Below are 22,463 nucleotides of genomic sequence, written 5' to 3' on the forward strand. Positions count from 1 at the left end.
CTTCAACCAAACAAGGGCTGCCCAGGCGAACGGCTGATCACCCGCAAACGAACCGCGGGCGGCACGCTTCCCAGTGGTAGTCCACGTCAGCGCAATGCACCTGAAAAGGGTTGCGCCTATCGCCAGTCGCGTGCCGGCCGAGTGTAGCCGACAGCGGGCGCCGGCGCGGCCCGAAGGGCTAGGAATCGCCGAGCAGGGCGACTTGCTGCGGATCGGGCTGGGCCGGCTTGGCCGCTGCCGGCGGCGCCACGACCTGGACGGGATTGGCGCGCGGCGCCGGCGTCGTCGTGGGCGGCGCGCGGCCGGCGACCACCTGGCGCAGCCGCTCGTGCTCGGCCAGCACCTTGCCGGCATAGCCGCCGTCCTCGGTCAGATTGGCGGCGCCGACGTAGTAGCGCAGGCCGCCCTCGAGGGAGCCGGCGCGGGCGATGCATTCCTGCAGCACCTTGACGCCGACGCGCATGTTGGTCACCGGGTCGAAGGCGGTAAGGGTTCCGCCGGCGCTTTCGTACTTCTCGCCGTGGACCCGGGTCATGACCTGCATCAGGCCCTGGGCGCCGACCTGGCTCTGGGCGAAGGGATTGAAGCTGGACTCGACCGCCATGATCGCCAGGATCAGGGTCGGGTCGAGCTTGGTTTTCTTGCCGAGGTCGAAAGCCTCGGCGACCAGCACGCTCAACGGCTCGGCCGCCACCCGGTACTTCTTGCTGAGCCAGTAGGCCACCGCGGCCTGCTGCTTGGGCAGTTCGTGAGGGCTGGCGGCGGTGGTCCGCTCGATCGCAGTGGGCTCCAGGTCGCTGACCTCGACGGCCTCGGGCACGGGCTTGCGCGATTGCAGCCAGCCCATCAGCTGCTCTTCGCCGGTCTGCCGCAGGTCCGGGCGGGCGGCCAGCGCCAGCACGGCGAACACGGTCGCCAGCCCGAGCAGGGCGAAGCTGTTGTGGGTGATCTCGAAGAAGCCGTCGACCACGTCGGACACGAAGGTCCGTAGCCCGCGGGCTGTGGCATCTAACGCCTGTTTCATCGCTCTTCCTTTCTGTGCGGCACCCGTTCGCAGCGCCACGGGGGCGGAGCAGAAAGGAAGCGGCGCTTGGATTGGTACGAATCAGGACCGCGCGAAAAATAGGGAGAGAGCGCGGCCGCCTGATCAAGCCGGCAGATGCCGGCAGCGGATTTGGGAGAGTCCGGCCACTCGGGGGCTCGGGAAAGATTGGCATTCTAGGGACCGCTAAATATCTGGTCAAGAATATAAGATAGGTCTGATATTCTAATTTCGATGTAAAGAAATGTATGAAATAGTGCACGAATCGGCTGCACGAGATCCATTGAAAACGCGATTTGCAATCCATCCGCATAGCGCATAGGCTCTACTTGCCTGAGCTATCAGGCGTCTACCAAGGTCCAGTGGCCCGACGAGCAAAATCCGACGGCCCAGCGGCTGAGGCCCAACGGTGGCAATCCCTTGCTGCCAGCATGACCGGAACGATTGAACTTCCGGTCGAGCGAAAAGATGGCATGGGCGTTTCGCCCGCCATCGAGCCCGGAGGCCTGACTTCGCGTCGAGCCGCCGGGCTTTCTCACTTTGGGGCCGCCATGGGTTTGGGGCACACTCCCCATCGATGAATGCTGCTTTGCTGAAACAGAACAAATGGGTGCGGCGCGGGCTCTGGACGCTGCTGATCCTGCTGGCGGTCTGGGTGATCGCATGGCTGGCGGTACCGCCGATCGTCAAGGGCCAGGTGCAGAAGATCGCCAGCGACAAGCTGGGCCGCCAGGTCACGGTGGGCAAGATCGAGTTCAAGCCCTGGACGCTCGAGCTCGCGGTGAACGACCTGCGCATCGCCACTGCCGACGGCAGCCAGCCGCAGGTCGCCGTCAAGCGCATCTATGTCGACGCCGAGCTGCAGTCCATCCTGCGCCTCGCACCGGTGATCGACGCGGTCCGGATCGAGGCGCCTGCGATCCAGCTCACGCACCTCGCCGATGGCCGCTACGACATCGACGACATCCTGGCCCGGCTGACTCCCGCGCCGGAGCCCCCCGATGCGCCCAAGAAGGACCCGCCGCGGTTCGCCGTCTACAACATTGCCATCACCGACGGCGCCGTCGACTTCAGCGACGAAACCGTCAAGCGCCGCCACGAGCTGCGCGAATTCGCACTCAGCGTGCCCTTTCTGAGCAACCTGGCCTCCAAGCGCGAGATCAAGACCGAGCCGAAGCTGGCCTTCGTCCTCAACGGCAGCAAGTTCGATTCGGCGGCCGAGTCGACGCCGTTCGCCGCCAACCGCAAGACCGACGCCCGCATCAACTTCCAGGGGCTCGACCTGGTGCCCTACCTGGGCTACATCCCGGGCGGGCTGCCGGCGGCGCTGAAGGCCGGCAAGCTGGATGCCGACCTGAAGATCGATTTCGAGCAGGCGGCGACGGCCGGGCTCAAGATCACCGGGAGCATCGCGGCCAACGGCATCAAGGTGGTGGACGCGAAGGGGCACGACCTGCTCGCCTTCGATGCGCTCAAGGTCGCGCTGGCCGACGTCCGTCCCCTGGAGCGCGTGATTCATCTGAGCGAAGTGGCGCTGGCCGGGCCCGATCTGGTCGTGGCCCGCGATGCCGCGGGGCGCCTCAATCTGCTGGCGACCGACCCGAGCACCGGCGCGGCCGACAAGCCGGCGGCCGCGCCGGCGCCGGCCGCCGACGGCGCGGCCCCGCCGGCCGAGCCGCAGCCCTGGCGGATCCAGGTCGACAAGGTGGCCCTGAGCGACGGCCAGATCGGCTGGCGCGACCAGACCACCCGGCCCGCAGCGGCGATCGACGTCAAGCAACTGGCGCTCGAGGTCCAGGCCGTGACCTGGCCGATGGAGAAGCCGGCCACCTTCAGCGGCTCGACTTCAGTGGGCGGCGCGCCCATCAAGTTCAGCGGCGAGGCGACCGACAAACGGGCCCGGGTCGCCACCGAGATCGACGCGCTGCCGCTGTCGCTGGCCGCGCCGTATCTGGCGCAGAGCCTCGAACCCTCGCTCGACGGCAAGCTGAGCGGCAAGGTCGATGTCGAGTGGACGCAGCCTGAGCTGAAGTTCAAGGCCCGCAGCGTGGTCGCCGACGGGCTGGCCCTGACGCAGGAAAAGACGGCGCTGGTCAGCGTCGGCCGCTTCGAACTGGTCGACGCCGAGGCCGACATGACGAAGCACACCCTGACCGTGGCTTCCTTCACCGCCTCGAATCCGAAGCTGCGGGTCGCGCGCGACAACGAGAAGCGCTGGATGTTCGAGCGCTGGCTGAAGGCGCCCGCCGACAGCAGCCAGGCCGGCACGGCCGACGCCAAGGTGGCGGCGCCCAAGGATCCGAAGGCGGCCGAGGGCGCGCCGGCGGGCGCCAACACCACGCCGTGGTCGCTCGCCATCGGCAAGCTGGCGATCGACAACGGCGCGCTGAGCTACGAGGACAACGCCGGAGCCACGCCGGTGGCCTTCGAGATCAGCGCCTTCACGCTGAACGCGCAGAAGCTGGCGCCGAACACGGCCACCGTGTCGCCGCTCAAGCTATCGGGCCGCATCGCTGCCGGGCGGGCCGAGGCGGGGCGCTTCGAGTACGACGGCAATCTGGTGCTGAAGCCGATCGCGGCCGAAGGCCGGCTGGTGGTGGGCTCGCTGCCGGCCCATGCCTTCAAGGCCTACTACGCGGACGCACTCAATATCGACATCCGCCGCGCCTTCGCCAGCTACCGCGGCACGGTCAAGGTCGCGACCCTGCCGGCGGGCCTGAGCGTCAACCTGGCCGGCGACACCGCGGTCGACGAATTTCGCGCCAACAGCGTCGTGCTGACGCAGGCGCCCGGCCTGTCGAGCAACCGGCAGCTGCTGAGCTGGAAGACGCTGGGCCTGCGTGGCCTGCAGGTGGCGATGGTGCCCGGCGCGCCGCTCAAGGTCGACGTCCGGGAGACCTCGCTGACCGATTTCTACGCCCGCGTGATCATCGACCCGACCGGCAAGCTCAACCTGCTGTACCTGGTCAAGCAGCCCGGCGAGCCGGCGGCCGGCGAGGCTCCGGCGGTCGAGGTCGAAAGCAAGCGCAGCCTGGGCGGCACCACCACGACCACTGCCCGGCCGCGCTCGGCAAGGCCCCGCGCGCCGGCGCCGCAGCAGGCGCCGCCGCAGGAGCTGGTGGTCGGCGGCGGCCCCGACACACCGGCCGCGGCACCGGTGGCGGCCGCGCCGGCGCCGGTCGACAACGCGATGGCGCCGGTGATCAATTTCGGCCCCATGAGCCTGGTCAACGGCAAGATCGACTTTTCCGACCTGTTCATCAAGCCCAACTACTCGGCCGACCTGACCGAGCTGACCGGCAAGCTGAGCGCGTTCTCGTCGAAGCCCCAGGGCGACAAGCCCGCGCTGGCCGACCTCGAACTGCGCGGCAAGGCACAGCAGACCGCCTCGCTGGAGATCACCGGCAAGCTCAATCCGCTGGTCAAGCCGCTCGAGCTCGACATCACGGCGCGGATGAAGGAGCTCGACCTGCCGCCGTTGTCGCCCTACACGATCCGCTTTGCCGGCCACGGCATCGAGCGCGGCAAGCTCAGCATGGATGTCAACTACAAGATCGCCCCCGACGGCACGTTGACCGCGAGCAACAAGCTGGTGCTGAACCAACTGCAGTTCGGCGAGCAGGTCGAGGGGGCCCCAGCCAGCCTGCCGGTGCGGCTGGCGGTGGCGCTGCTGGCCGACCGCAACGGGGTGATCGACATCGACCTGCCGCTGCGCGGATCGATCAACGACCCGCAGTTCAGCGTCGGCCCGCTGATCCTGAAGGCGATAGTGAACCTGCTCGCCAAGGCCGTCACCGCGCCCTTCGCGCTGCTGACCGGCGGCTTCGGCGGCGGCGGCGGGGACTCCAGCACGATCGCTTTCGCGCCCGGCAGCGCCGAGCTGTCCAAGGAGGCGAAGGAAAACCTCGACAAGGTGGCCAAGGCGCTGAACGACCGGCCGGGCTTGCAGATGACCGTGGTCGGCACCGCCAGCCTCGATAAGGAGCGCGACGCCTACCAGCGCCAGCGGCTGCGCGAGATGACGCAGGCCGAGAAGCGCCGAGTCGCGATCCGCGCCGGCAAGGACGCGGCCGAGGTGGCACCGGTCACCGACGCCGAATACCCGGAATTGCTGACCGCCGTCTACAAGCGGTCGGAGGTCACCAAGCCGCGCAACGTGGTCGGCCTGGCCAAGGACCTGCCGGTCAAGGACATGGAAGACCTGCTGCTGGCCAGCATTCCGGTCGACGAGGAGTCGATGCGGCAGCTGGCCGTGGCGCGGGGCGCCGCGGCCCGGGACTACCTGCTCGAGCAGAAGCTGCCGACCGAACGGCTGTTCCTCGGCGCGGTCCGCACCAAGGCCGAAGGAGCCGACTGGAAACCCGGCGCCGAACTGAAACTGGCGACCCGTTGACCCGCAGCACCGCAAGTCGGTGAAAATGGAGCCATGCGCCGGCCAAATGCCGGCGCCTCGCTTTTTCCTCAAGATAACGACATTCGCTCAGTGACTTCAACTTCCTCCAAGCCTCACGACCTCCAGTCCCTCGACACCTTGACCGGGGGTGCCTTCACCGCGCCGACCTCTGGCGAGCGCGCCCAGCGCATCCGGGATTGGCTCGCGGCCAACCCGACGCCCGAGCAGATGCAGGACGTCTTCAAGGAGCTGAGCGGGCGCGACAAGGGCGCCGCCCGGCTGCTGCGCGAAAAGCTCGACGAGCTCAAGCGCGCCAAGAGCCAGGAGGCGATCGCGGTCGAATGGGCCCACAAGGCCGAGGCCCTTCTGGCCCAGCCGAAGCTCAACATCGCCGATGCGCTGGCCTGGCAACGCGACGCCGCCAAGGCCGGCGCGCCGTTGTCGCGCGAGCCCCTGGCCGGTTTCAAGGCCCGGCTGGCCGAGCGCGTGAAGGGCATCGAGGACCTGCAGCACCGGGCCCAGGTCCATCGCGAGGCGGCGGTGCTGCTGGCGCAGCGCTTCGAGGTGCTCTCGACCAAGAGCTGGCGCGATGCCCAGGGCGTCGAAGAGGCCCTGCGGGCTGACGTGGCGCACTGGCAGCAGCAGGCAGCCGAAATCGTGGCCGACCCCAACTGGAGCAGCCTCGATGCCCGATTCGCGCCTCAGCTCGAGTCTTCCAAGGCGCAGCTGCTGGTGGTGTCCGACGCCTTCCACGGCGCCCTGACCCTGGCCGTTGCCGCCGCCGCGGACGCCGCGGCGCCGTTGCCGCCGGTGCCGGTCTGGGCCGACGAGCTGCGGGTGGCCCGTGGCGGCACGCCCGAGGCCGCGCCGGCGCCAGCCAAGCCCCCCGCGCCCAAGGTCGACCCCGAGAAACGCGCCGCCGCGCAGGATGCGGTCCAGGCCGCGCTCGCCAAGCTCGAACAGGAAACCGCCGAGGGCCACGGCAAGGCCAGCGCCGGGGCGGCGGCCGCGCTGCGTGCGGTGCTCAAGGACCAAGGCAAGCTGGTCGAGCCGCCGCTGGAGGCCCGCGTCCATGCGGCGCTGGTGGCCGCAGGCGAGCTCGAAGGCTGGCAGCGCTGGAGCGCCGACAAGGTGCGCGAAGACCTGGTCGCCAAGGCCGAAGGGCTGCTCAAGCGGCCCGAAGGCCAGGCGCTGGGCGGCCGCAAGATGCAGGAAACCCTGCGCGCACTGCGCGACCAATGGAAGCAGGCCGACCAGGGCGGCGTGCCCAACCATGCGCTCTGGAAGCGTTTCGACGAAGCCTGCAACGAAGCCCACAAGGTGGTCGAGGCCTGGCTCGAGAAGGTCCGTGCCGACGCCGCCGAGCATCGGGCGCTGCGCACCGCGCTGATCGAGGAAGTCAAGGCCTGGGCCGCTGAGCACGCCCAGGCGTCCGACCTGAAGGCGCACAACCGGGCCCTGCACCAGTTCGCCGATCGCTGGCGCGATGCCGGGCATGTCGGCGAAAAGGTGTTCGCCGAGCTGCAGGCCCAGTGGAACGAGGCCTTCGGTGCCGCCCGTGCGCCATTCGAATCGGCCCAGAAGGCCAGCGTCGAGCGTCGCCAGGCGATGATTGCCGAGGCGGCCGAACTCGGCGCGGCGCCGATGCTGCGCATCGACGCGGTCAAGGCGCTGCAGCAGCGCTGGCAGCATGAGGCGCAATCGGTGCCGCTCGAGCGCCGCCACGAACAAAAACTCTGGGACGCCTTCCGGGCCCCGATCGACGAAGCCTTCAACCGCAAGACGGCCGAGCGCGAGAAGGCTTCGGCCGCGATGAGCGAGCACGACCGCAACGTGCTGAATGCCTCCAAGGCGCTCGAGGCCGCCAACAGCACCGGCGATGCCCAGAAGATCCGCGCCGCGGTGGCGCAGCTCGAGGCCGCCCTGCGCGGAGAGGCGCCGCCGCCCGCGCCCGCGGCAGCGCCGGCCAGCGCGCCGAGCGATGGTCCCGCGGTCGGGGCGACCGAAGTGGTTGCCCCGGGGCAGGCGGCGGCCGAATTCGGCGAGAGCGCCGGCCAGGCGCCGGCGCCCGAGGATGCGGATGCGCTGCCGACGGCCGCGCCGGCCGACGCCCCCGCGGCGCCCGACCTGGTGGCGCCGGCCGATGGCGCCGACCCTTCGGCGCGTGCCGATGCCGAAGCCGCACCGGCGCCCGTGGCACCCCCGAAGCCGGCACCGAAGCCGGTGATCGCCGTGCGCGGCGACGACCGTCCCGGCAACAAGAAGGCCGAGGCCATGCCCGCCGGCCGCGGCGGCAAGTTCGGCGATCGCCGCGATGCGCGTGGCGGCCCGGGCGGCCGCACCGGCGATCGCCCGGCACGGCCGGGCGAGCGTGGCGCACCCGCCGGCGGCGGCCGCTTCGGTGATCGCCCGCCGCGCTTCGAAGACCGCGGTCCCCGCCTCGGCGACGCGGCTTTCCGGGCCCAGCGCGAAGCGCTCGAGCGGGCCGAATTCGCACTGCGCAAGCTGGCGTCGCAGGCCCATGGCGAAGCGCTCACGCAGGTGCTCGGCGCCTGGGAGAAGCGCGACGCCGCGCAGTTGCCCAGCGTCCAGGAGCTGGGCCGCGCGGTGACGCCGGCGGTGCGCAGCAGCTGGTCGCAGGCGATCGGCGCTGCGCCGTCGGCCCAGGCCGCCGACGCCGCCGAAGCGCTGCTGCGGCTCGAGATGGCGGCCGAAGTGCCGACGCCGGCCGAGCAGCTCGATGCCCGCCGGGCCCTTCAGCTCAAGCTGTTGACCCGGCGCGGCGACCCGACCCCGGAACAGACCTGGGGCCAGGACGCCGGCAAGGTGCTGGCTGCCAGCCACGACGCTGCTTCGGCGCGCCGGCTGCAGAACGCACTCAAGGCACTGCTGCGCAAGTAAGGGGTAAGGGCGGCGGCCGTCCCGCAAGGGGCGGTCGTGCTCAGCGGCTTGGCGGCGCCTTGAAGAAGGCGTCGAACAGCCCCACCAATCCGGCAAACTCGGCTTCCAGCGCCGAGCGGTTGACGAAATACGCCTCGCAGGCGACGGCGAAGAACTCGGCTGGCGACTGCGCGCCGTAGGGATCGAGCCAGGGCGCCTCGCCGCCGAAGCGCTCGGCCACGATCGCCTTCTCGCGCAGCGCCTCGTAGGCCGGCTGCAGGGTCGCGAACCAGGCGGCGCGGGCTTCACGCGCGCTGCGCGTGCCAAGAAAACCGGGCGGCAGCGGCGGGCAGCCGTCGGCTTCTCCGCTGCGCATGTCGATCTTGTGGGCAAATTCGTGGATCACCACGTTGTAGCCCTCGGCCCGCGTGACGCTGCTCGCGAGCACGTCCTGCCAGCTCAGCATCACCGGCCCGCGGTCCATGGCCTCGCCGGCCACGATCTCGTCGTACTGGTGGACCACGCCGCTGGCGTCGGTGGTCGTGCGGTGCGCCACCACTTCGGACGGGTGCACGACGATGCCGACGAAATCGTCGTACCAGGCCAGGCCGCCTTTCAGGTGCAGCACCGGCAGCACCGCCTGGGCGGCGATCGCCAGCGCCACCTCGTCGGTGATGACGAAGCCGTGCGCGCCATGGAACTCCTTGTTGCGCAGGAACGCTGCCGCCAGCGCGCGCAGCCGTTCGAGGTCGGCCGCCGGGCGTTCACCCAGGAAGCGATAGCGCGCCAGCGTGGCCTGCCAGAGGGCGTCGGGCAGGCCGGGAGGCGGGCGCAGCTTGCGCAGCCAGCCGAACATCAGCGCAGATCGACCCGCTGGACACCCGCGCTCGACAGGCACAGCAACTGGGCGCGCGGCGGATGCGCCGCCGCGTCCCAGTCGCTCAGCACGATGCGCCGCATGCCGTCGCCGAGGTCGTGGGCCGCCGGCCGGTGGGTGTGGCCGTGCACCAGCGTCCCGGCGCCGGCCTGCCGCAGCCAGTCGCGTGCGGCATCGGCGTCGACATCGGCCCAGACCATGTCGGGACTGCGCTTGCGGTCCTCGCTCTGGGCCCGGACCGAGCGCGCGAGCGTGCGCCGCTCCTCGAGCGGACGGGCCAGCAGCGCCTGCTGCCACTCGGGCGTGCGCACCTGGGCCCGAAAACGCAGGTAGTCGGTGTCTTCGAGGCACAGGGCGTCGCCATGGCTGAGCAGCCAGCGCTCGCCGTGCAGCACCAGCACCGTCGGGTCGGCGAGCAGCGTCATGCCGCAGCGCGCCGCAAACTCGGCGCCGACCAGGAAGTCGCGGTTGCCGTGCATGAAGAACAGCGGCAGGCGCGCGGACGCGGCCCGCAGCACCTCGGCGCACTGGGCTTCGAAGCCGGGCAGTGCGGCGGCGTCGTCGCCGACCCAGACCTCGAACAGGTCGCCGAGGATGAAGATCGCGTCGGCCGGCGTCGTCTCCAGGTAGCCCTGCCAGGCTGCGACGGTGGCAGGCTCCGACGGCTGCAGGTGCAGGTCGGAGATCAGGTCGACCGTGCGCCACGCGGGCGGCGCGACGATCTCGGGAAATGCCATGGGCGGCTCGTCAGGCTCAAGCCTTGACGACGGCCTTTTCGATCACCACGTCTTCGAGCGGCACGTCGTCGTGGAAGCCCTTGCGGCCGGTCTTGACGGCCTTGATGCCGTCGACCACTTCCTTGCCGCCGACCACCTTGCCGAACACCGCGTAGCCCCAGCCCTGGGCCGAGGGTGCGGTGTGGTTCAGGAAGCCGTTGTCGGCGACGTTGATGAAGAACTGCGCGGTGGCCGAGTGGGGCGCGTTGGTGCGCGCCATGGCGACCGTGTAGTTGTCGTTCTTGAGGCCGTTGTTGGCTTCGTTCTGGATCTCGGCGCCGGTCGGCTTCTGGCTCATGCCGGGCTCGAAGCCGCCGCCCTGCACCATGAAGCCGGGAATGACGCGGTGGAACACGGTGTTGTCGTAGTGGCCCTTGGTCACGTACTCGAGGAAGTTGGCGACGGTCTTGGGCGCCTTGGCCTCGTCGAGTTCGAGCGTGATGATGCCCTTGTCCTTGATGTGCAGTTCGACTTGGGGGTTGCTCATGGCTGTGGTCCTTTGCTTATTTCGCCAGGGTGGCGGACTGGATGGTGATGGTTTCGAGCGGCACGTCCTGCATGCCGCCCTTGTTGCCGGTGCGCGCGGCGCGGATCTTGTCGACCACCTCGGTGCCCGAGACCACCTTGCCGAACACCGCGTAGCCGTGGCCGTCGGGGTTGGGAGCGTCGAGCATGGTGTTGTCCTTCACGTTGATGAAGAACTGCGCGGTGGCCGAATTCGGATCGGAGGTGCGCGCCATGGCGATCGTGTATTTGTCGTTCTTGAGGCCGTTCCTGGCCTCGAGCGGGATCGGCGCGCGGGTCGGCTTCTGCTTCAGGTCGGGCGTGAAGCCGCCGCCCTGGATCATGAAGCCGTCGATGACGCGGTGGAACACCGTGCCGTCGTACTGCTTGTCCTTGACGTATTGCAGGAAGTTGTCGACCGTCTTGGGGGCCTTGTCGGGTGCCAGCTCGATCACGATGTCGCCGGCCGAGGTGGCGAGCTTGACGCGCGGGGCGCCCTGCGCCCAGCTGGACACGGCGGTCGTGGCGATGGCCAGCGTGGCGGCCAGGGCCAGGGCCCGGCGGCGCGAAAAGGCTTGAAGAATCACGGGTGGATCGCTTTCGAAGGAGTGCGCCGCGGCGCGTTCAGGAAAGAAGAAGGCTTCAGTTGCGCACCGGCTTGCGCACCGCCGGCGTGGCCGGCGGCAGGGTGTCGGGCGCCGGCGCGCCGAACATCTGGCGCACCAGGGCCAGCTTGGGCGGCGCGGTCGTGTTGCCGGCCTCCAGCTTGAGCGCCCGTCCATAGGACTGGGCCGCCAGCCGCGCATACACGTCGCCGAGGTTCTCGTGCGCTGTCGCGTAGTCGGGGTTGAGCTTGATCGCCATCTCGAGGGCGGCGCGCGCCTTGTCGAACTGGCTCTGGGCCGCATAGAGGGCGGCCAGGTTGTTGTAGGGCTCGGGCAGTTCGGGAAAGTCCTGCGTCAGCGCCGTGAAGACCACGATCGCGTCGGCCTGCTTGCCCTGCTCGGTCAGGATCACGCCGCGCAGGAAGCGCATCTGCGGGTCGCGGGGCTTGCCTGCGATGTAGGCGTCGGCCTTGGCCAGCGCCTGGTCGGCCTTGCCCTGGCGCAGCAGGGTGTTGACGTCGGAATAGTCGTCGGCGTGGGCGATGCCGACCGTCAGGGCGACCAGCAGCGCCGCGACGGCCTGGACGATGCGCAGACGGGAGGAGGGGGCGAAAGCGGCGTGCGGCATGGTGTCTCGAGAGTTGGAGGGAATGGGCCTCGTAAACACGCGGAAAACATCCGGCGGTGGCCGTTTATACTTGGAAGATTGTAGCCGAGGGGTCTTTTCCAACCGCTCGTCGCCACACCCCCGTCACCCCTGAAAAACCCCATCGTTCGCCCGTTCCCTGCACGTGCGCGAATCGACGTTTCCGAGCCTCATGAGTCTTCGCATCTACAACACGCTCTCGCGTGAACTGGAGGAATTTACGCCTCTGCAACCCGGCAGGGTGCGCATGTACGTCTGCGGCATGACGGTCTACGATTACTGCCATCTGGGCCATGCGCGCTCGATGATCGCCTTCGACGTGGTGCAGCGCTGGCTCCGGATTTCGGGGCTGGACGTGGACTACGTGCGCAACATCACCGACATCGACGACAAGATCATCCGCCGGGCGGTCGAGAACGGCGAGAGCATCCGGGCCCTGACCGACCGCATGATCGACGCCCTGCACGAGGACGCCGACGCGCTGGGCATCGAACGGCCTACACACGAGCCGCGGGCGACGGAGTTCATTCCGCAGATGCTGTCGATGATCTCCACGCTGGAGCACAAGGGCCTGGCGTATCGCTCGCCCAACGGCGACGTCAACTACGCGGTGCGCAAATTTCCAGGCTACGGCAAGCTGAGCGGCAAGACCCTCGACGAGCTCCATGCCGGCGAGCGCGTTGCGGTGCTCGACGGCAAGGACGATCCGCTCGACCCGGTGCTCTGGAAGAGCGCCAAGGCCAGCGAACCCGACGAGGTCAAGTGGGCAAGCGAATTCGGCCCCGGCCGGCCCGGCTGGCACATCGAGTGCTCGGCCATGGCCTGCCAGCTGCTGGGCGAGACGCTGGACATCCACGGCGGCGGCGCCGACCTGCAGTTCCCGCATCACGAGAACGAGATCGCCCAGAGCGAAGGCGCCACCGGCAAGCCGCTGGCACGCACCTGGATGCACAACGGCTTCATCAACATCGACGACGAGAAGATGTCCAAGAGCCTGGGCAACTTCTTCCTCATCCGCGACGTGCTGAAGAAGTTCGACGCCGAGACCATCCGTTTCTTCGTCGTCCGGGCCCACTACCGCAGCCCGCTCAACTACAGCGACGTGCACCTCAACGACGCCCGCAATTCGCTGCGCCGGCTCTACAACGCGCTGGCGCTGGTGCCGCCGGCGCCGGTCGCCATCGACTGGACCCAGGCCCATGCGGCGCGCTTCAAGGCCGCCCTGGACGAGGACTTCGGCACGCCCGAGGCCGTGGCGGTGCTGTTCGACCTCGCCGGTGAGGTCAACCGCACGCAGTCCGCCGAATCCGCCGGCCTGCTGAAGGCGCTGGCCGGCTGCCTGAACCTGCTGCAAGCCGACCCGCAAGCCTTCCTGCAGGCCGGCAGCACGCTCGACGACGCCACCATCCAGGGCCTGATCCTGCAGCGCGCGCAAGCCAAGGCGGCGAAAGATTTCGCCGAGGCCGACCGCATCCGCAACGAACTGCTGGCCCAGGGCATCGTGCTCAAGGACTCGGCGAGCGGCACCACCTGGACCTCGGCGCAGTGAGCGCCGCCGCCCGAACCATGGCTGCCGCCAAGGAGCCGATCGTCCAGGTCTTCACGCCCGATTACTGGGAAGAAGCCTGCAAGCACCTGGGCAAGAAGGACCGCGTCATGAAGCGGCTGATCCCGCGTTTCGGCGACGTCCGCCTGGAGTCGCGCGGCGATGCCTTCACGACGCTCGCCCGCAGCATCGTCGGCCAGCAGATCTCGGTGCCGGCGGCCCAGACGGTCTGGCGCCGCTTCGTCGAACTGCCGCGCAAGCTCACGCCGGCCAGCGTGCTGAAGCTCAAGGTCGACGACATGCGCGGCGCCGGGCTGTCGGCGCGCAAGGTCGAATACCTGGTCGACCTGGCGATCCATTTCGACTCGGGCGCGGTGCACGTCGACGCCTGGGAAAACATGTCCGACGAGATGATCATCGCGGAACTGGTTGCGATCCGCGGCATCTCACGCTGGACCGCCGAGATGTTCCTGATCTTCCACCTGATGCGGCCCAACGTGCTGCCGCTGGACGACCCCGGCCTTATCAGCGGCATCAGCCAGAATTACTTTTCGGGCGATCCGGTCAGCCGCAGCGATGCCCGCGAGGTCGCCGTGGCCTGGGCCCCGTATTGCAGCGTGGCGACTTGGTATATTTGGCGATCGCTCGACCCGCTACCGGTCGCAATTTGAAAAACAGGAGAAGACGTTGGCGAAACGAACCTTTCTCGACTTCGAGCAGCCCGTGGCCGAGCTCGAAAGCAAGATCGAAGAACTGCGTTATGTCCAGACCGAATCCGCGGTCGACATCTCGGAAGAAATCGATCAGCTGGGCAAGAAAAGCCTGCAGCTCACCAAGGATATCTACAGCGACCTGACGCCCTGGCAGATCACCAAGATCGCCCGCCATCCGGAACGCCCCTACACGCTCGACTACGTGAACGAGATCTTCACCGATTTCGTCGAACTGCACGGCGACCGGCATTTCTCGGACGACCTGTCGATCGTCGGTGGCCTGGCGCGCTTCAACGGCACGCCCTGCATGGTGCTGGGCCACCAGAAGGGCCGCGACACCCGCGAGCGCACGACGCGCAACTTCGGCATGAGCAAGCCCGAGGGCTATCGCAAGGCGCTGCGCCTCATGAAGACGGCCGAGAAGTTCAAGCTGCCGGTCTTCACCTTCGTCGACACGCCGGGCGCCTACCCGGGCATCGACGCCGAGGAGCGCGGCCAGTCCGAGGCCATCGGCCGCAACATCTTCGAGATGGCGCAGCTCGAGGTGCCGATCATCGTCACCATCATCGGCGAGGGCGGCTCCGGCGGCGCGCTGGCGATCTCGGTCGGCGACCAGCTGGTGATGCTGCAGTATTCGATCTATTCGGTGATCAGTCCCGAAGGCTGCGCCTCGATCCTCTGGAAGACCAGCGACAAGGCGCAGGAAGCGGCCGATGCGCTCGGCATCACCGCGCACCGGCTGAAGGCGCTCGGGCTGGTCGACAAGATCGTCAACGAGCCGGTCGGCGGCGCGCACCGCGACCATCGCCAGATGGCCGCCTTCCTCAAGCGGGCGCTCAACGATGCCTTCCGCCAGGTCGGCGACCTGTCGACCAAGGACCTGCTCAACCGCCGCTACGAGCGGCTCCAGAGCTACGGCCGCTTCGCCGATACCAAGGCCGACAGCAGCAAGTGAGGCGCTGAGCACCGGGCAGGCCCGGCGCTCCACCGCCCGCTCGGTTTCCATGGAAAATCCGGCCGCCCAAGCTCTCGCGTCCTGGGCGGCGGCGCCGTTGCCGCTGGCGATCGCCTACAGCGGCGGCGCCGATTCGACCGCGCTGCTGCACGCGGCCGCGGCCCGCTGGCCCGGGCAGGTGCATGCCCTGCACGTGCACCATGGCCTGCAGCAGGCGGCCGATGATTTCGAGGCGCACTGCGCCACTGCCTGCGCGACGCTGGGCGTTCCGCTCCATTCGGCGCGCATCGACGCCCGCCACGCACCCGGCGAGAGCCCGGAGGACGCGGCCCGCCGGGCCCGCTACGCCACGCTGGCGGCGTTGGCGCTGGCCCGGGGATTGCGCCACGTGGCGCTGGCCCAGCATGCGGACGACCAGGTCGAGACGATGCTGATCGCGCTCGGCCGCGGCGCCGGCCTCGACGGCCTGGCGGGCATGCCGCGCTGCATGGAGCGCCACGGCGTGAGCTTCCACCGGCCGCTGCTCGACCTGCCTGCCGACGCGCTGCGCGCCTGGCTCGCCGCCGGCGGCGTCGCCCATGTCGTCGACCCCACCAACGCCGACCTGCGCTACACCCGCAACCGGCTCCGGCAACTGGTGCTTCCGGCTCTGGAGGCCGCGCTGCCGCAGTTCCGCGAGACCTTCGCCCGCTCGGCGCGCAACGCGGCGCGGGGCTCGGCGCTGCTGGCCGAACTGGCGGCCCTGGACCTGGCGGAGGCCGGCGCGCCGCCGGCGCTGGCCGTCCTGCGGGCGCTGCCGCGGGAACGCCTGGCCAATGCGCTGCGCCACTGGCTGCGGCGCGACCACGGCGTGGTGCCGAGCGAGGCGCAGCTGGAGCAGCTGCAGGACCAGATCGCGGCCTGCAGCACGCGCGGGCACCAGATCCGCCTCAAGATCGCCTCCGGGCGGGTCGAGCGGGAGGGTGCTCTGCTGCATTGGTACAATGCTTCGCCCTTGTCGCAGTCCGCCGCCCCGGCGCGGAAGCGCTGAAGCTTCCGCAGGCGCGGAAGCGTTGAAGCGCTGAATCCGGTCCGGCGGGCGCATGAGTGCCTGCAGAGGCCAGCGCAGCCAGTCAGCCAGCGATGGCCGGCGATGCGGCATCCGAATCCTTCTCTTTGACTTTCACCCATGGCATTGATCGTTCATAAATACGGCGGCACGTCGATGGGCTCGACCGAGCGCATCCGGAATGTCGCCAAGCGCGTTGCCAAGTGGGCACGCGCCGGCCACCAGATGGTGGTGGTCCCGAGCGCCATGAGCGGCGAGACCAACCGCCTGCTCGGCCTCGCCAAGGAACTGGCGCCCGCCACCCCCGGTGCCGGCCACTACCGCGAACTCGACATGCTCGCCTCCACCGGCGAGCAGGCCTCGTCGGCGCTGCTGGCGATCGCGCTGCAGGCCGAGGGCCTGGAGGCCGTGAGCTACGCCGGCTGGCAGGTCCAGGTGAAGACCGACAGCGCCTACACCAAGGCGCGCATCGAGAGCATCGACGACGAGCGCGTGCGCGCTGACCTCGATGCCGGCCGCGTGGTCGTCATCACCGGCTTCCAGGGCGTCGACGAAGGCGGCAACATCACGACCCTCGGGCGCGGCGGCAGCGACACCTCGGCGGTGGCGATCGCCGCGGCGCTGAAGGCCCACGAGTGCCTGACCTTCACCGACGTCGACGGCGTCTACACCACCGACCCGCGGGTCGAACCCGACGCCCGCCGGCTCAAGACGGTGAGCTTCGAGGAGATGCTCGAGATGGCGAGCCTGGGCTCCAAGGTGCTGCAGATCCGCTCGGTCGAGTTTGCGGGCAAGTACAAGGTGCCGCTGCGCGTGCTGTCGAGCTTCACGCCCTGGGACATCGACATCGAGGAAGAAGCCAAGTCCGGCACCCTGATCACTTTCGAGGAAGACGAAAACATGGAAAAAGCCGTCGTATCCGGCATTGCCTTCAACCGCGACGAGGCGAAGATCTCGGTGCTCGGCGTGCCCGACAAGCCGGGCATCGCGTACCACATCTTGGGCGCGGTGGCCGACGCCAACATCGAAGTCGACGTCATCATCCAGAACCTGAGCAAGGACGGCCGCACCGACTTCAGCTTCACGGTGCACCGCAACGACTACGCTCGCGCGGTCGACCTGCTCAAGGACAAGGTGCTGCCGACCCTGGGCGCCGCCGACATCGTCGGCGACACCAAGATCTGCAAGGTCAGCATCGTCGGCATCGGCATGCGCAGCCACGTCGGCGTCGCGTCCAAGATGTTCCGCGTGCTGAGCGAAGAGGGCATCAACATCCAGATGATCTCGACCAGCGAGATCAAGACCTCGGTCGTGATCGACGAAAAATACATGGAATTGGCGGTCCGCGCGTTGCATAAAGCCTTCGATCTGGACCAACCGACGGCCTGAAGATGGCATAATCCAAGGCTCAGGAACTGTGACCGAGTGGCCGAAGGTGCTCCCCTGCTAAGGGAGTATGGGGTGTAGAGCCTCATCGAGGGTTCGAATCCCTCCGGTTCCGCCAAATTGATCTTCAATGATCTTTGAAAGCCCCGACGCTGATCCAGCGCCGGGGCTTTTTCATTGGAACAGGCGAATGCAGATTCAGTACAGAGGGCCTTTTGCCCTGAGGGGCTACGGCAAGGCGCTCGACGACGGGCGATTCGAGGCCGTCTTCGTGGTCACCGAGCCGACGGCGGCGGGCGAGATGGATTCGCATCTCGCGACCCACCTGTTCTTCGATACGGAGCCCGCAGCCGTCGCGGCTGCCGATGCCGCCGCTGCACAGTGGCTGGAGCGGCTCGTGACCGCCGCTGCCTGATTCCGCGCGCGGCGCGCGCTACCATTCCGCGATGCCTGAATTCACCCTGGAAGTCGCATCCGTCGTCGCCGTGACCTTCGCCGCCATCATGACCGTCGGCTTTGCCTGGCGCGAGCGCAAGTGGGGCCCGGCGCTGATGATGGTCGGCATCGTGGGCTTCCTGGCCATCATCGCCTACGGCATCGTGCCGAAGTTCTGACTACTCGACGACCAGCCCCTTCAGGGCCGGATCGGCGGGCGGCACGCGCAGCTTCATGTCCTTGAGCGTCTTCACCAGCAGCCCGGCGATCATCAGGTTGCGGTGATGCTTGCTGTCGGCCGGGACGACGTACCACGGCGCGTCGTCGGTCGACGTGGCGGTCAGCGCCTTCTCGTAGGCCGCCTGGTAGGCCTCCCACTTCTTGCGCACCGCCAGGTCGTCGAACGAGAACTTCCAGTGTTTGTCGGGATCGTCGACCCGCGCCTGCAGGCGCACGCGCTGCTCCTGATTGCTGATGTGGAGCATGCACTTGACGATGACGGTGCCGGTCTGGGTCAGGAGGCGCTCGAAGTCGTTGATCTGGTCATAGCGCTGCCGGGTCTGGCCCTTGTCGATCCAGCCTTCGACCACCGGCACCAGCACGTCTTCGTAGTGGCTGCGGTTCCAGACCGTGATCTCGCCGGTGCGCGGCACCACGGCATGGCAGCGCCACAGGAAGTCGCGCGCGCGCTCTTCCTCGGTCGGCGCCTTGAAGGCCGTCACCTTGACGCCCAGCGGCGAGGTGCGCGAAAACACCCAGCGGATGGTGCCGTCCTTGCCGCTGGTGTCCAGTCCCTGCAGCACCAGCAGCAGCTTGCGCCGGCCTTCGGCGTGCAGCAGGTTCTGCAGCCGGTCGAGCTCGATGGCCAGTGCGTCGAGCTGCTCGCGCTGGGCGTCGTCGCCGCCGGAAGAGAACGGCGTGGCGGCCGGATCGACGCCGGACAGCTTGAACTTGGAACCGACACGGAATTTCTTGAAACTGGCCATGGCGGGGTCTTTCAGGTCTCGTCGTCGGGATCGATGGAGGCGCTCCAGCGGCTGTCCCAGTCGGCGCGCCGGGCGCCGTCGAGGTCACGCCGGTCGCGCTTGGTGGGGCGGCCCTGCTCGATGCTCAACGCCGGTTCGCTGCCGAGCCGGCGCTGCTCGCGTGCCGCCGCCTGGGCCGCCAGGCTCTCGGGCGTTTCTTCGTAGAGCTGCTGGGCGACCGGGGCCGGGCCGCGCTGGCCGCTGATGCCGCGCACCCAGACCACCCGCGACAGGCTGCCGAGACGCAAGCTGACCGTGTCGCCCACCTTGACCTCGCGCGAGGCCTTGGCGACATCGCCGTTGACCTGCACGCGGTTCTTGCCGATCTCGTCGGCGGCCAGCGAGCGCGTCTTGAAGAAGCGCGCCGCCCAGAGCCATTTGTCGATTCGAAGTCGGTCCATGAGTTCAGCGATTGTCGCGCGCCAGCGGGATTCGCACGACAGCGTCCAGCCCGACGGTGCGGCCGCCGGCCTCGCGGTTGTCCAGCGCGATGCTGCCGCCCAGGGCCAGCACGATCTCGCGGCAGATCGCCAGCCCCAGGCCGGAGCCGCTGCCCACGTCGCCGGCCGCGAACGGCGCGAACAGCCGCTGGCGCAGCTCGTCGGAGATGCCGCGGCCCTGGTCGCTGACCTGCAGCAGCGCCAGCTCGCCTTCGGCATGCACCCGCACCGTCAGCGCCGCGGCGCGCGGGCTGTGCTTGATGGCGTTGTGCAGCAGGTTGCGCGTGAGCTCCTGCAGCATCCAGAGATGGGCGCGCACCGGCACCGGCGCCGGATCCGTCGAGAGCTCGAAGTCGAGCGCCTTGTCGGCGACCAGCGGCGACAGGTCGAGCGCCACCGCGCGCACCGCGTCGGCCAGGTCCAGCATGACCGACTCGGGCTGCTGGCGCAGCTGCTCGACCTTCGCCAGCGACAGCATCTGGTTGGCGAGGGCGGTCGCGCGCTCGACGGTCTCGCTGATCTCGCCCAGCGCCTGGTCGGGCGGGACGTCGCCGCGGCGGGCAGACTGCACCTGCGCCTTGAGCACCGCGAGCGGCGTGCGCAGCTGGTGCGCGCTGTCGCGCACGAAGCGTTTCTGGTGGTCGAGCAGGCGCTGCAGCCGGCCCATCACCTGGGTCGTGGCGTCGATCAGCGGGCGCAGTTCGCGCGGCGCGTCGGGGGCGTCGATCGGTGACAGGTCGTCGGCGGCGCGGGCCTGGATCGCCTCGCCCAGCGCGCGAACCGGGCGGGTGGCGCGCTGCACCACGACGACCGTGACCGCGGCGATCACCCCCATCAGCACCAGCTGGCGCCACAACATGTCGACCAGCAGCTTGCGCGCCAGCGTCTCGCGCAGCTCCAGCGTCTCCGCCACCTGCACCACGGCCATCGCGCGTCCGCGGCCGCTGGCGATGGGCTGCAGCAGCACGGCCACGCGCACCGGCATGGCGCGGAACTCGGCGTCGTAGAAGTCGACCAGCGCGGCATAGGGCGGGCGGTTCGGCAGCTTGCCGCGCCAGAAGGGCAGTTCCTCGAAGCCCGAGACCAGCTGGCCGTCAAGCGCCGACACCCGGTAGTACATCCGGCTCTGGTTGTCGGCCTCGAAGGCCTCGAGGGCGGAGTAGGGGACGATGGCGCGCAGGGTGGCCGCCTCGTCGTAACCCTCGACGTCGAGTTGCTCGCCGATGGTCTTGGCCGAGGCCAGCAGCGTCCGGTCGTAGGCGGTCGTGGCGGCGGCCAGGCTCTGCCGGTACAGGCTCACGCTGTTGATCACGATGAACACGGCGATCGGCCCCAGGATGCCCATGAGCAGCCGGGCGCGCAGCGAGGTGGCCCGCATCACGCGTCTTCGCGCAGCAGGTAGCCCAGGCCGCGCAGCGTCATCAGCGTCGCGCCGGTGGCGGCGAGCTTCTTGCGCAGCCGGTAGACCACGACCTCGATGGCTTCGTACTGCACGTCGGCCTCGCCCGGAAACACCAGCTCGAACAGGCGCTCCTTGCTGACCGCGTGGCCGGGCTTGGCCATCAGCGCCTTCAGCAGCGCCAGTTCGCGCGGCGTCAGTTCGAGCACCTCGGCGCGGTGGTAGATGGCGCCGCTGTCGGGTTCGTAGCGCAGGCCCCCGACTTCCGGCAGGCGCGCCGTCGCCTCGGCGCCCTGGTGGCGCCGCTTGAGCGCCCGGATGCGAGCCTCGAGTTCGTCGAGGTCGAAGGGCTTGGGCAAGTAGTCGTCGGCGCCGGCGTTGAGGCCGACGATGCGGTCGCCGACCGTGCCGCGGGCGGTGAGCAGCAGCACCGGCGTGCGCAGCCCGGCGGCGCGCGCCTGGGCCAGCACCTGCAGGCCGTCGAGCCCGGGCAGGCTGAGGTCGAGCGCCACCACGTCGGGTTCGAGCGCCTGCCACTGGGCCAGCGCCTGGGCGCCGTCGCCGCAGATCCGGACGTCGATCTGGCGCCGTCCGAGCGTGCGCTGCAAGGTGGTTTGCATCGACGGATCGTCTTCGACTAGCAGCAGCTTCATGGCGCGATTTTCGGTGTTTACCCCAGTCCGAAGGACAGCCAACTGACAGCAGGGCGGCGCATCATAGCGGCGTCAGCTTCTACTCAGCTTGCCAAAATCCAAGGAGACCTGCATGCGTCGCGATACCTTTCTGAAGTCCCTGGCCGCCCTGGCCGCCACCGGTGCCCTGCCGTTGTCGGCCTGGGCCGCTCCCAATGTCAAGATGATGATCCCCGCCAATCCGGGCGGCGGCTGGGACACCACCGGGCGGGCGCTGGGCAAGGCCCTGACCGACGCCAAGCTGGCCGACACCGTGACCTTCGACAACAAGGGCGGCGCCGCCGGCGCGCTCGGCCTGGCCCAGTTCGTCAACGGCTCCAAGGGCGATCCGAACGCGATGATGATCATGGGCGCCGTGATGCTGGGCGGCATCATCACCGGCAAGCCGCCGGTGAGCCTGTCGCAGGCGACGCCGATCGCCCGCATCACGAGCGAATACAACGTCTTCGTGCTGCCCGCCAGCTCGCCCCTGAAGACCATGAAGGACGTGGTCGAGCAGCTCAAGAAGGACCCGGGCAGCGTCAAGTGGGGCGGCGGCTCGCGCGGCTCCACCGAGCACATCGCCGCGGCCATGATCGCGCAGAAGGTCGGCGTCGATCCCTCGAAGATCAACTACGTCGCCTTCCGTGGCGGCGGCGAGGCCACGGCGGCGATCCTGGGCGGCAACGTCACGGTCGGCGGCAGCGGCTACAGCGAGTTCGCCGAATACATCAGCGCCGGCAAGATGCGCGCGATCGCGGTCACCTCCGCCCAGCGCCTGCAAGGCATCAACGTGCCGACGCTCAAGGAGCAGGGAATCGACGTCGAGATCGGCAACTGGCGCGGCGTCTACGGCGCGCCCGGCATCACGCCCGAGCAGCGCAAGGCGCTGACCGACATGGTGCTGGCGGCGCTCAAGACGCCGGCCTGGGGCGAGGCGCTCAAGAAGAACGACTGGACGCCGGCGGTGCTGTCCGGCGAGGCCTTCGCCAAGTTCGTCGACGACGAGTTCGCGAGCCTGCGCGCGACCATGGTCAAGTCGGGCATGGTCTAACGCCTGATCGGCACGGCAACGGGCGCAGGCCGTCGATCGGCCTGCGCCCTTTTTCCGCCCCCAGCGAG

The 22,463-nt window shown here is 69.0% G+C and carries 20 protein-coding genes, 1 tRNA gene and 1 riboswitch; of the genes, 11 read left to right on the forward strand and 10 right to left on the reverse strand.

Going from position 1 to position 22,463, the window contains the following annotated elements; translation table 11 throughout:
* Window positions 1-12 precede the first annotated feature (12 nt).
* Window positions 13-140: riboswitch (ZMP/ZTP riboswitch) on the reverse strand.
* Window positions 141-178: 38 nt separating this feature from the next.
* Window positions 179-1,024, reverse strand: coding sequence for a lytic transglycosylase domain-containing protein (locus tag QTI17_RS05100; protein ID WP_286531575.1), 846 nt, complete (start codon window positions 1,022-1,024; stop codon window positions 179-181).
* A gap of 595 nt (window positions 1,025-1,619) precedes the next feature.
* Here QTI17_RS05100 and QTI17_RS05105 point away from each other — a divergent pair.
* Both QTI17_RS05105 and QTI17_RS05110 read left to right on the forward strand, forming a co-directional pair.
* Window positions 1,620-5,435 carry a DUF748 domain-containing protein gene (locus tag QTI17_RS05105; RefSeq protein WP_286531576.1) on the forward strand — a complete coding sequence of 1,272 codons (3,816 nt, stop codon included), beginning with the start codon at window positions 1,620-1,622 and terminating at the stop codon, window positions 5,433-5,435.
* Between the two features lie 90 nt (window positions 5,436-5,525).
* Window positions 5,526-8,336 (forward strand): DUF349 domain-containing protein, encoded by a 2,811-nt coding sequence (locus QTI17_RS05110; RefSeq protein WP_286531577.1) that lies wholly within the window; start codon window positions 5,526-5,528, stop codon window positions 8,334-8,336.
* A gap of 40 nt (window positions 8,337-8,376) precedes the next feature.
* On the opposite strand, the gene QTI17_RS05115 is transcribed toward QTI17_RS05110, so the two are convergent.
* Genes QTI17_RS05115 through QTI17_RS05135 form a run of 5 tightly spaced genes read right to left on the reverse strand, consistent with a single transcriptional unit; the run spans window position 8,377 to window position 11,705 of the window.
* On the reverse strand, window positions 8,377-9,171 hold the full coding sequence (locus QTI17_RS05115) for a M90 family metallopeptidase (protein ID WP_286531578.1): 795 nt from the start codon (window positions 9,169-9,171) through the stop codon (window positions 8,377-8,379).
* The gene (locus tag QTI17_RS05120) at window positions 9,171-9,929 is read right to left on the reverse strand and encodes a UDP-2,3-diacylglucosamine diphosphatase (RefSeq protein ID WP_286531579.1); all 759 of its coding nucleotides are present in this window, start codon (window positions 9,927-9,929) and stop codon (window positions 9,171-9,173) included. The genes QTI17_RS05115 and QTI17_RS05120 overlap by 1 nt, the downstream gene beginning before the upstream one ends.
* Before the next feature lie 16 nt (window positions 9,930-9,945).
* On the reverse strand, window positions 9,946-10,455 hold the full coding sequence (locus tag QTI17_RS05125) for a peptidylprolyl isomerase (RefSeq protein WP_286367485.1): 510 nt from the start codon (window positions 10,453-10,455) through the stop codon (window positions 9,946-9,948).
* Window positions 10,456-10,471: 16 nt separating this feature from the next.
* Entirely contained in the window at window positions 10,472-11,056 is a 585-nt protein-coding gene (locus QTI17_RS05130; RefSeq protein WP_478139687.1) for a peptidylprolyl isomerase, read from the reverse strand.
* Between the two features lie 58 nt (window positions 11,057-11,114).
* The gene (locus tag QTI17_RS05135) at window positions 11,115-11,705 is read right to left on the reverse strand and encodes a tetratricopeptide repeat protein (protein WP_286522539.1); all 591 of its coding nucleotides are present in this window, start codon (window positions 11,703-11,705) and stop codon (window positions 11,115-11,117) included.
* A gap of 190 nt (window positions 11,706-11,895) precedes the next feature.
* Here QTI17_RS05135 and cysS point away from each other — a divergent pair, with 190 nt between their 5' ends.
* From cysS to QTI17_RS05175, 8 genes are all read left to right on the forward strand, one after another.
* Window positions 11,896-13,272 carry a cysteine--tRNA ligase gene (gene cysS, locus QTI17_RS05140; RefSeq protein ID WP_286531581.1) on the forward strand — a complete coding sequence of 459 codons (1,377 nt, stop codon included), beginning with the start codon at window positions 11,896-11,898 and terminating at the stop codon, window positions 13,270-13,272.
* Window positions 13,273-13,289: 17 nt separating this feature from the next.
* The gene (locus tag QTI17_RS05145) at window positions 13,290-13,940 is read left to right on the forward strand and encodes a DNA-3-methyladenine glycosylase family protein (RefSeq protein ID WP_286523179.1); all 651 of its coding nucleotides are present in this window, start codon (window positions 13,290-13,292) and stop codon (window positions 13,938-13,940) included.
* A 16-nt stretch (window positions 13,941-13,956) separates the two neighbouring features.
* Complete coding sequence (locus QTI17_RS05150) at window positions 13,957-14,937, forward strand: acetyl-CoA carboxylase carboxyltransferase subunit alpha (protein WP_286531582.1); 981 nt, start codon at window positions 13,957-13,959, stop codon at window positions 14,935-14,937.
* A gap of 49 nt (window positions 14,938-14,986) precedes the next feature.
* Window positions 14,987-15,967 (forward strand): tRNA lysidine(34) synthetase TilS, encoded by a 981-nt coding sequence (tilS, locus tag QTI17_RS05155; RefSeq protein ID WP_286531583.1) that lies wholly within the window; start codon window positions 14,987-14,989, stop codon window positions 15,965-15,967.
* 138 nt (window positions 15,968-16,105) lie between these two features.
* Window positions 16,106-17,374, forward strand: a complete 1,269-nt coding sequence (locus QTI17_RS05160; protein WP_286531584.1) for an aspartate kinase — start codon at window positions 16,106-16,108, stop codon at window positions 17,372-17,374.
* 22 nt (window positions 17,375-17,396) lie between these two features.
* Window positions 17,397-17,489, forward strand: a tRNA-Ser gene (locus QTI17_RS05165).
* A gap of 72 nt (window positions 17,490-17,561) precedes the next feature.
* Window positions 17,562-17,786, forward strand: coding sequence for a hypothetical protein (locus QTI17_RS05170; protein ID WP_286531585.1), 225 nt, complete (start codon window positions 17,562-17,564; stop codon window positions 17,784-17,786).
* A 31-nt stretch (window positions 17,787-17,817) separates the two neighbouring features.
* Window positions 17,818-17,985 (forward strand): hypothetical protein, encoded by a 168-nt coding sequence (locus QTI17_RS05175; RefSeq protein WP_286531586.1) that lies wholly within the window; start codon window positions 17,818-17,820, stop codon window positions 17,983-17,985.
* On the opposite strand, the gene QTI17_RS05180 is transcribed toward QTI17_RS05175, so the two are convergent.
* The 4 genes from QTI17_RS05180 to QTI17_RS05195 are packed head-to-tail and all read right to left on the reverse strand — an operon-like array spanning window position 17,986 to window position 21,323.
* Complete coding sequence (locus QTI17_RS05180) at window positions 17,986-18,792, reverse strand: PPK2 family polyphosphate kinase (RefSeq protein WP_286531587.1); 807 nt, start codon at window positions 18,790-18,792, stop codon at window positions 17,986-17,988. It abuts the gene before it with no gap.
* Window positions 18,793-18,803: 11 nt separating this feature from the next.
* Window positions 18,804-19,232 (reverse strand): RNA-binding S4 domain-containing protein, encoded by a 429-nt coding sequence (locus QTI17_RS05185; protein WP_286522528.1) that lies wholly within the window; start codon window positions 19,230-19,232, stop codon window positions 18,804-18,806.
* A 4-nt stretch (window positions 19,233-19,236) separates the two neighbouring features.
* The gene (locus tag QTI17_RS05190; RefSeq protein WP_286531588.1) at window positions 19,237-20,652 is read right to left on the reverse strand and encodes a sensor histidine kinase; all 1,416 of its coding nucleotides are present in this window, start codon (window positions 20,650-20,652) and stop codon (window positions 19,237-19,239) included.
* Complete coding sequence (locus tag QTI17_RS05195) at window positions 20,649-21,323, reverse strand: response regulator transcription factor (protein WP_286531589.1); 675 nt, start codon at window positions 21,321-21,323, stop codon at window positions 20,649-20,651. Before QTI17_RS05195 ends, QTI17_RS05190 begins: the two co-directional genes overlap by 4 nt.
* 112 nt (window positions 21,324-21,435) lie before the next feature.
* Here QTI17_RS05195 and QTI17_RS05200 point away from each other — a divergent pair, with 112 nt between their 5' ends.
* Window positions 21,436-22,395 carry a Bug family tripartite tricarboxylate transporter substrate binding protein gene (locus QTI17_RS05200; protein ID WP_286531590.1) on the forward strand — a complete coding sequence of 320 codons (960 nt, stop codon included), beginning with the start codon at window positions 21,436-21,438 and terminating at the stop codon, window positions 22,393-22,395.
* The last annotated feature ends 68 nt before the right edge of the window (window positions 22,396-22,463 follow it).

It is taken from the genome of Variovorax sp. J31P179 (assembly GCF_030316985.1).
GTDB lineage: Bacteria > Pseudomonadota > Gammaproteobacteria > Burkholderiales > Burkholderiaceae_C > Variovorax > Variovorax ginsengisoli_B.

Coding starts and splice junctions, on each gene's coding strand:
- QTI17_RS05100 (WP_286531575.1), bottom strand. CDS start 1,024: ATGAAACAGGCGTTAGATGCCACAGCCCGCGGGCTACGGACCTTCGTG.
- QTI17_RS05105 (WP_286531576.1), top strand. CDS start 1,620: ATGAATGCTGCTTTGCTGAAACAGAACAAATGGGTGCGGCGCGGGCTC.
- QTI17_RS05115 (WP_286531578.1), bottom strand. CDS start 9,171: ATGTTCGGCTGGCTGCGCAAGCTGCGCCCGCCTCCCGGCCTGCCCGAC.
- QTI17_RS05120 (WP_286531579.1), bottom strand. CDS start 9,929: ATGGCATTTCCCGAGATCGTCGCGCCGCCCGCGTGGCGCACGGTCGAC.
- QTI17_RS05125 (WP_286367485.1), bottom strand. CDS start 10,455: ATGAGCAACCCCCAAGTCGAACTGCACATCAAGGACAAGGGCATCATC.
- QTI17_RS05135 (WP_286522539.1), bottom strand. CDS start 11,705: ATGCCGCACGCCGCTTTCGCCCCCTCCTCCCGTCTGCGCATCGTCCAG.
- cysS (WP_286531581.1), top strand. CDS start 11,896: ATGAGTCTTCGCATCTACAACACGCTCTCGCGTGAACTGGAGGAATTT.
- QTI17_RS05145 (WP_286523179.1), top strand. CDS start 13,290: ATGGCTGCCGCCAAGGAGCCGATCGTCCAGGTCTTCACGCCCGATTAC.
- tilS (WP_286531583.1), top strand. CDS start 14,987: ATGGAAAATCCGGCCGCCCAAGCTCTCGCGTCCTGGGCGGCGGCGCCG.
- QTI17_RS05160 (WP_286531584.1), top strand. CDS start 16,106: ATGGCATTGATCGTTCATAAATACGGCGGCACGTCGATGGGCTCGACC.
- QTI17_RS05170 (WP_286531585.1), top strand. CDS start 17,562: ATGCAGATTCAGTACAGAGGGCCTTTTGCCCTGAGGGGCTACGGCAAG.
- QTI17_RS05175 (WP_286531586.1), top strand. CDS start 17,818: ATGCCTGAATTCACCCTGGAAGTCGCATCCGTCGTCGCCGTGACCTTC.
- QTI17_RS05180 (WP_286531587.1), bottom strand. CDS start 18,792: ATGGCCAGTTTCAAGAAATTCCGTGTCGGTTCCAAGTTCAAGCTGTCC.
- QTI17_RS05185 (WP_286522528.1), bottom strand. CDS start 19,232: ATGGACCGACTTCGAATCGACAAATGGCTCTGGGCGGCGCGCTTCTTC.
- QTI17_RS05195 (WP_286531589.1), bottom strand. CDS start 21,323: ATGAAGCTGCTGCTAGTCGAAGACGATCCGTCGATGCAAACCACCTTG.
- QTI17_RS05200 (WP_286531590.1), top strand. CDS start 21,436: ATGCGTCGCGATACCTTTCTGAAGTCCCTGGCCGCCCTGGCCGCCACC.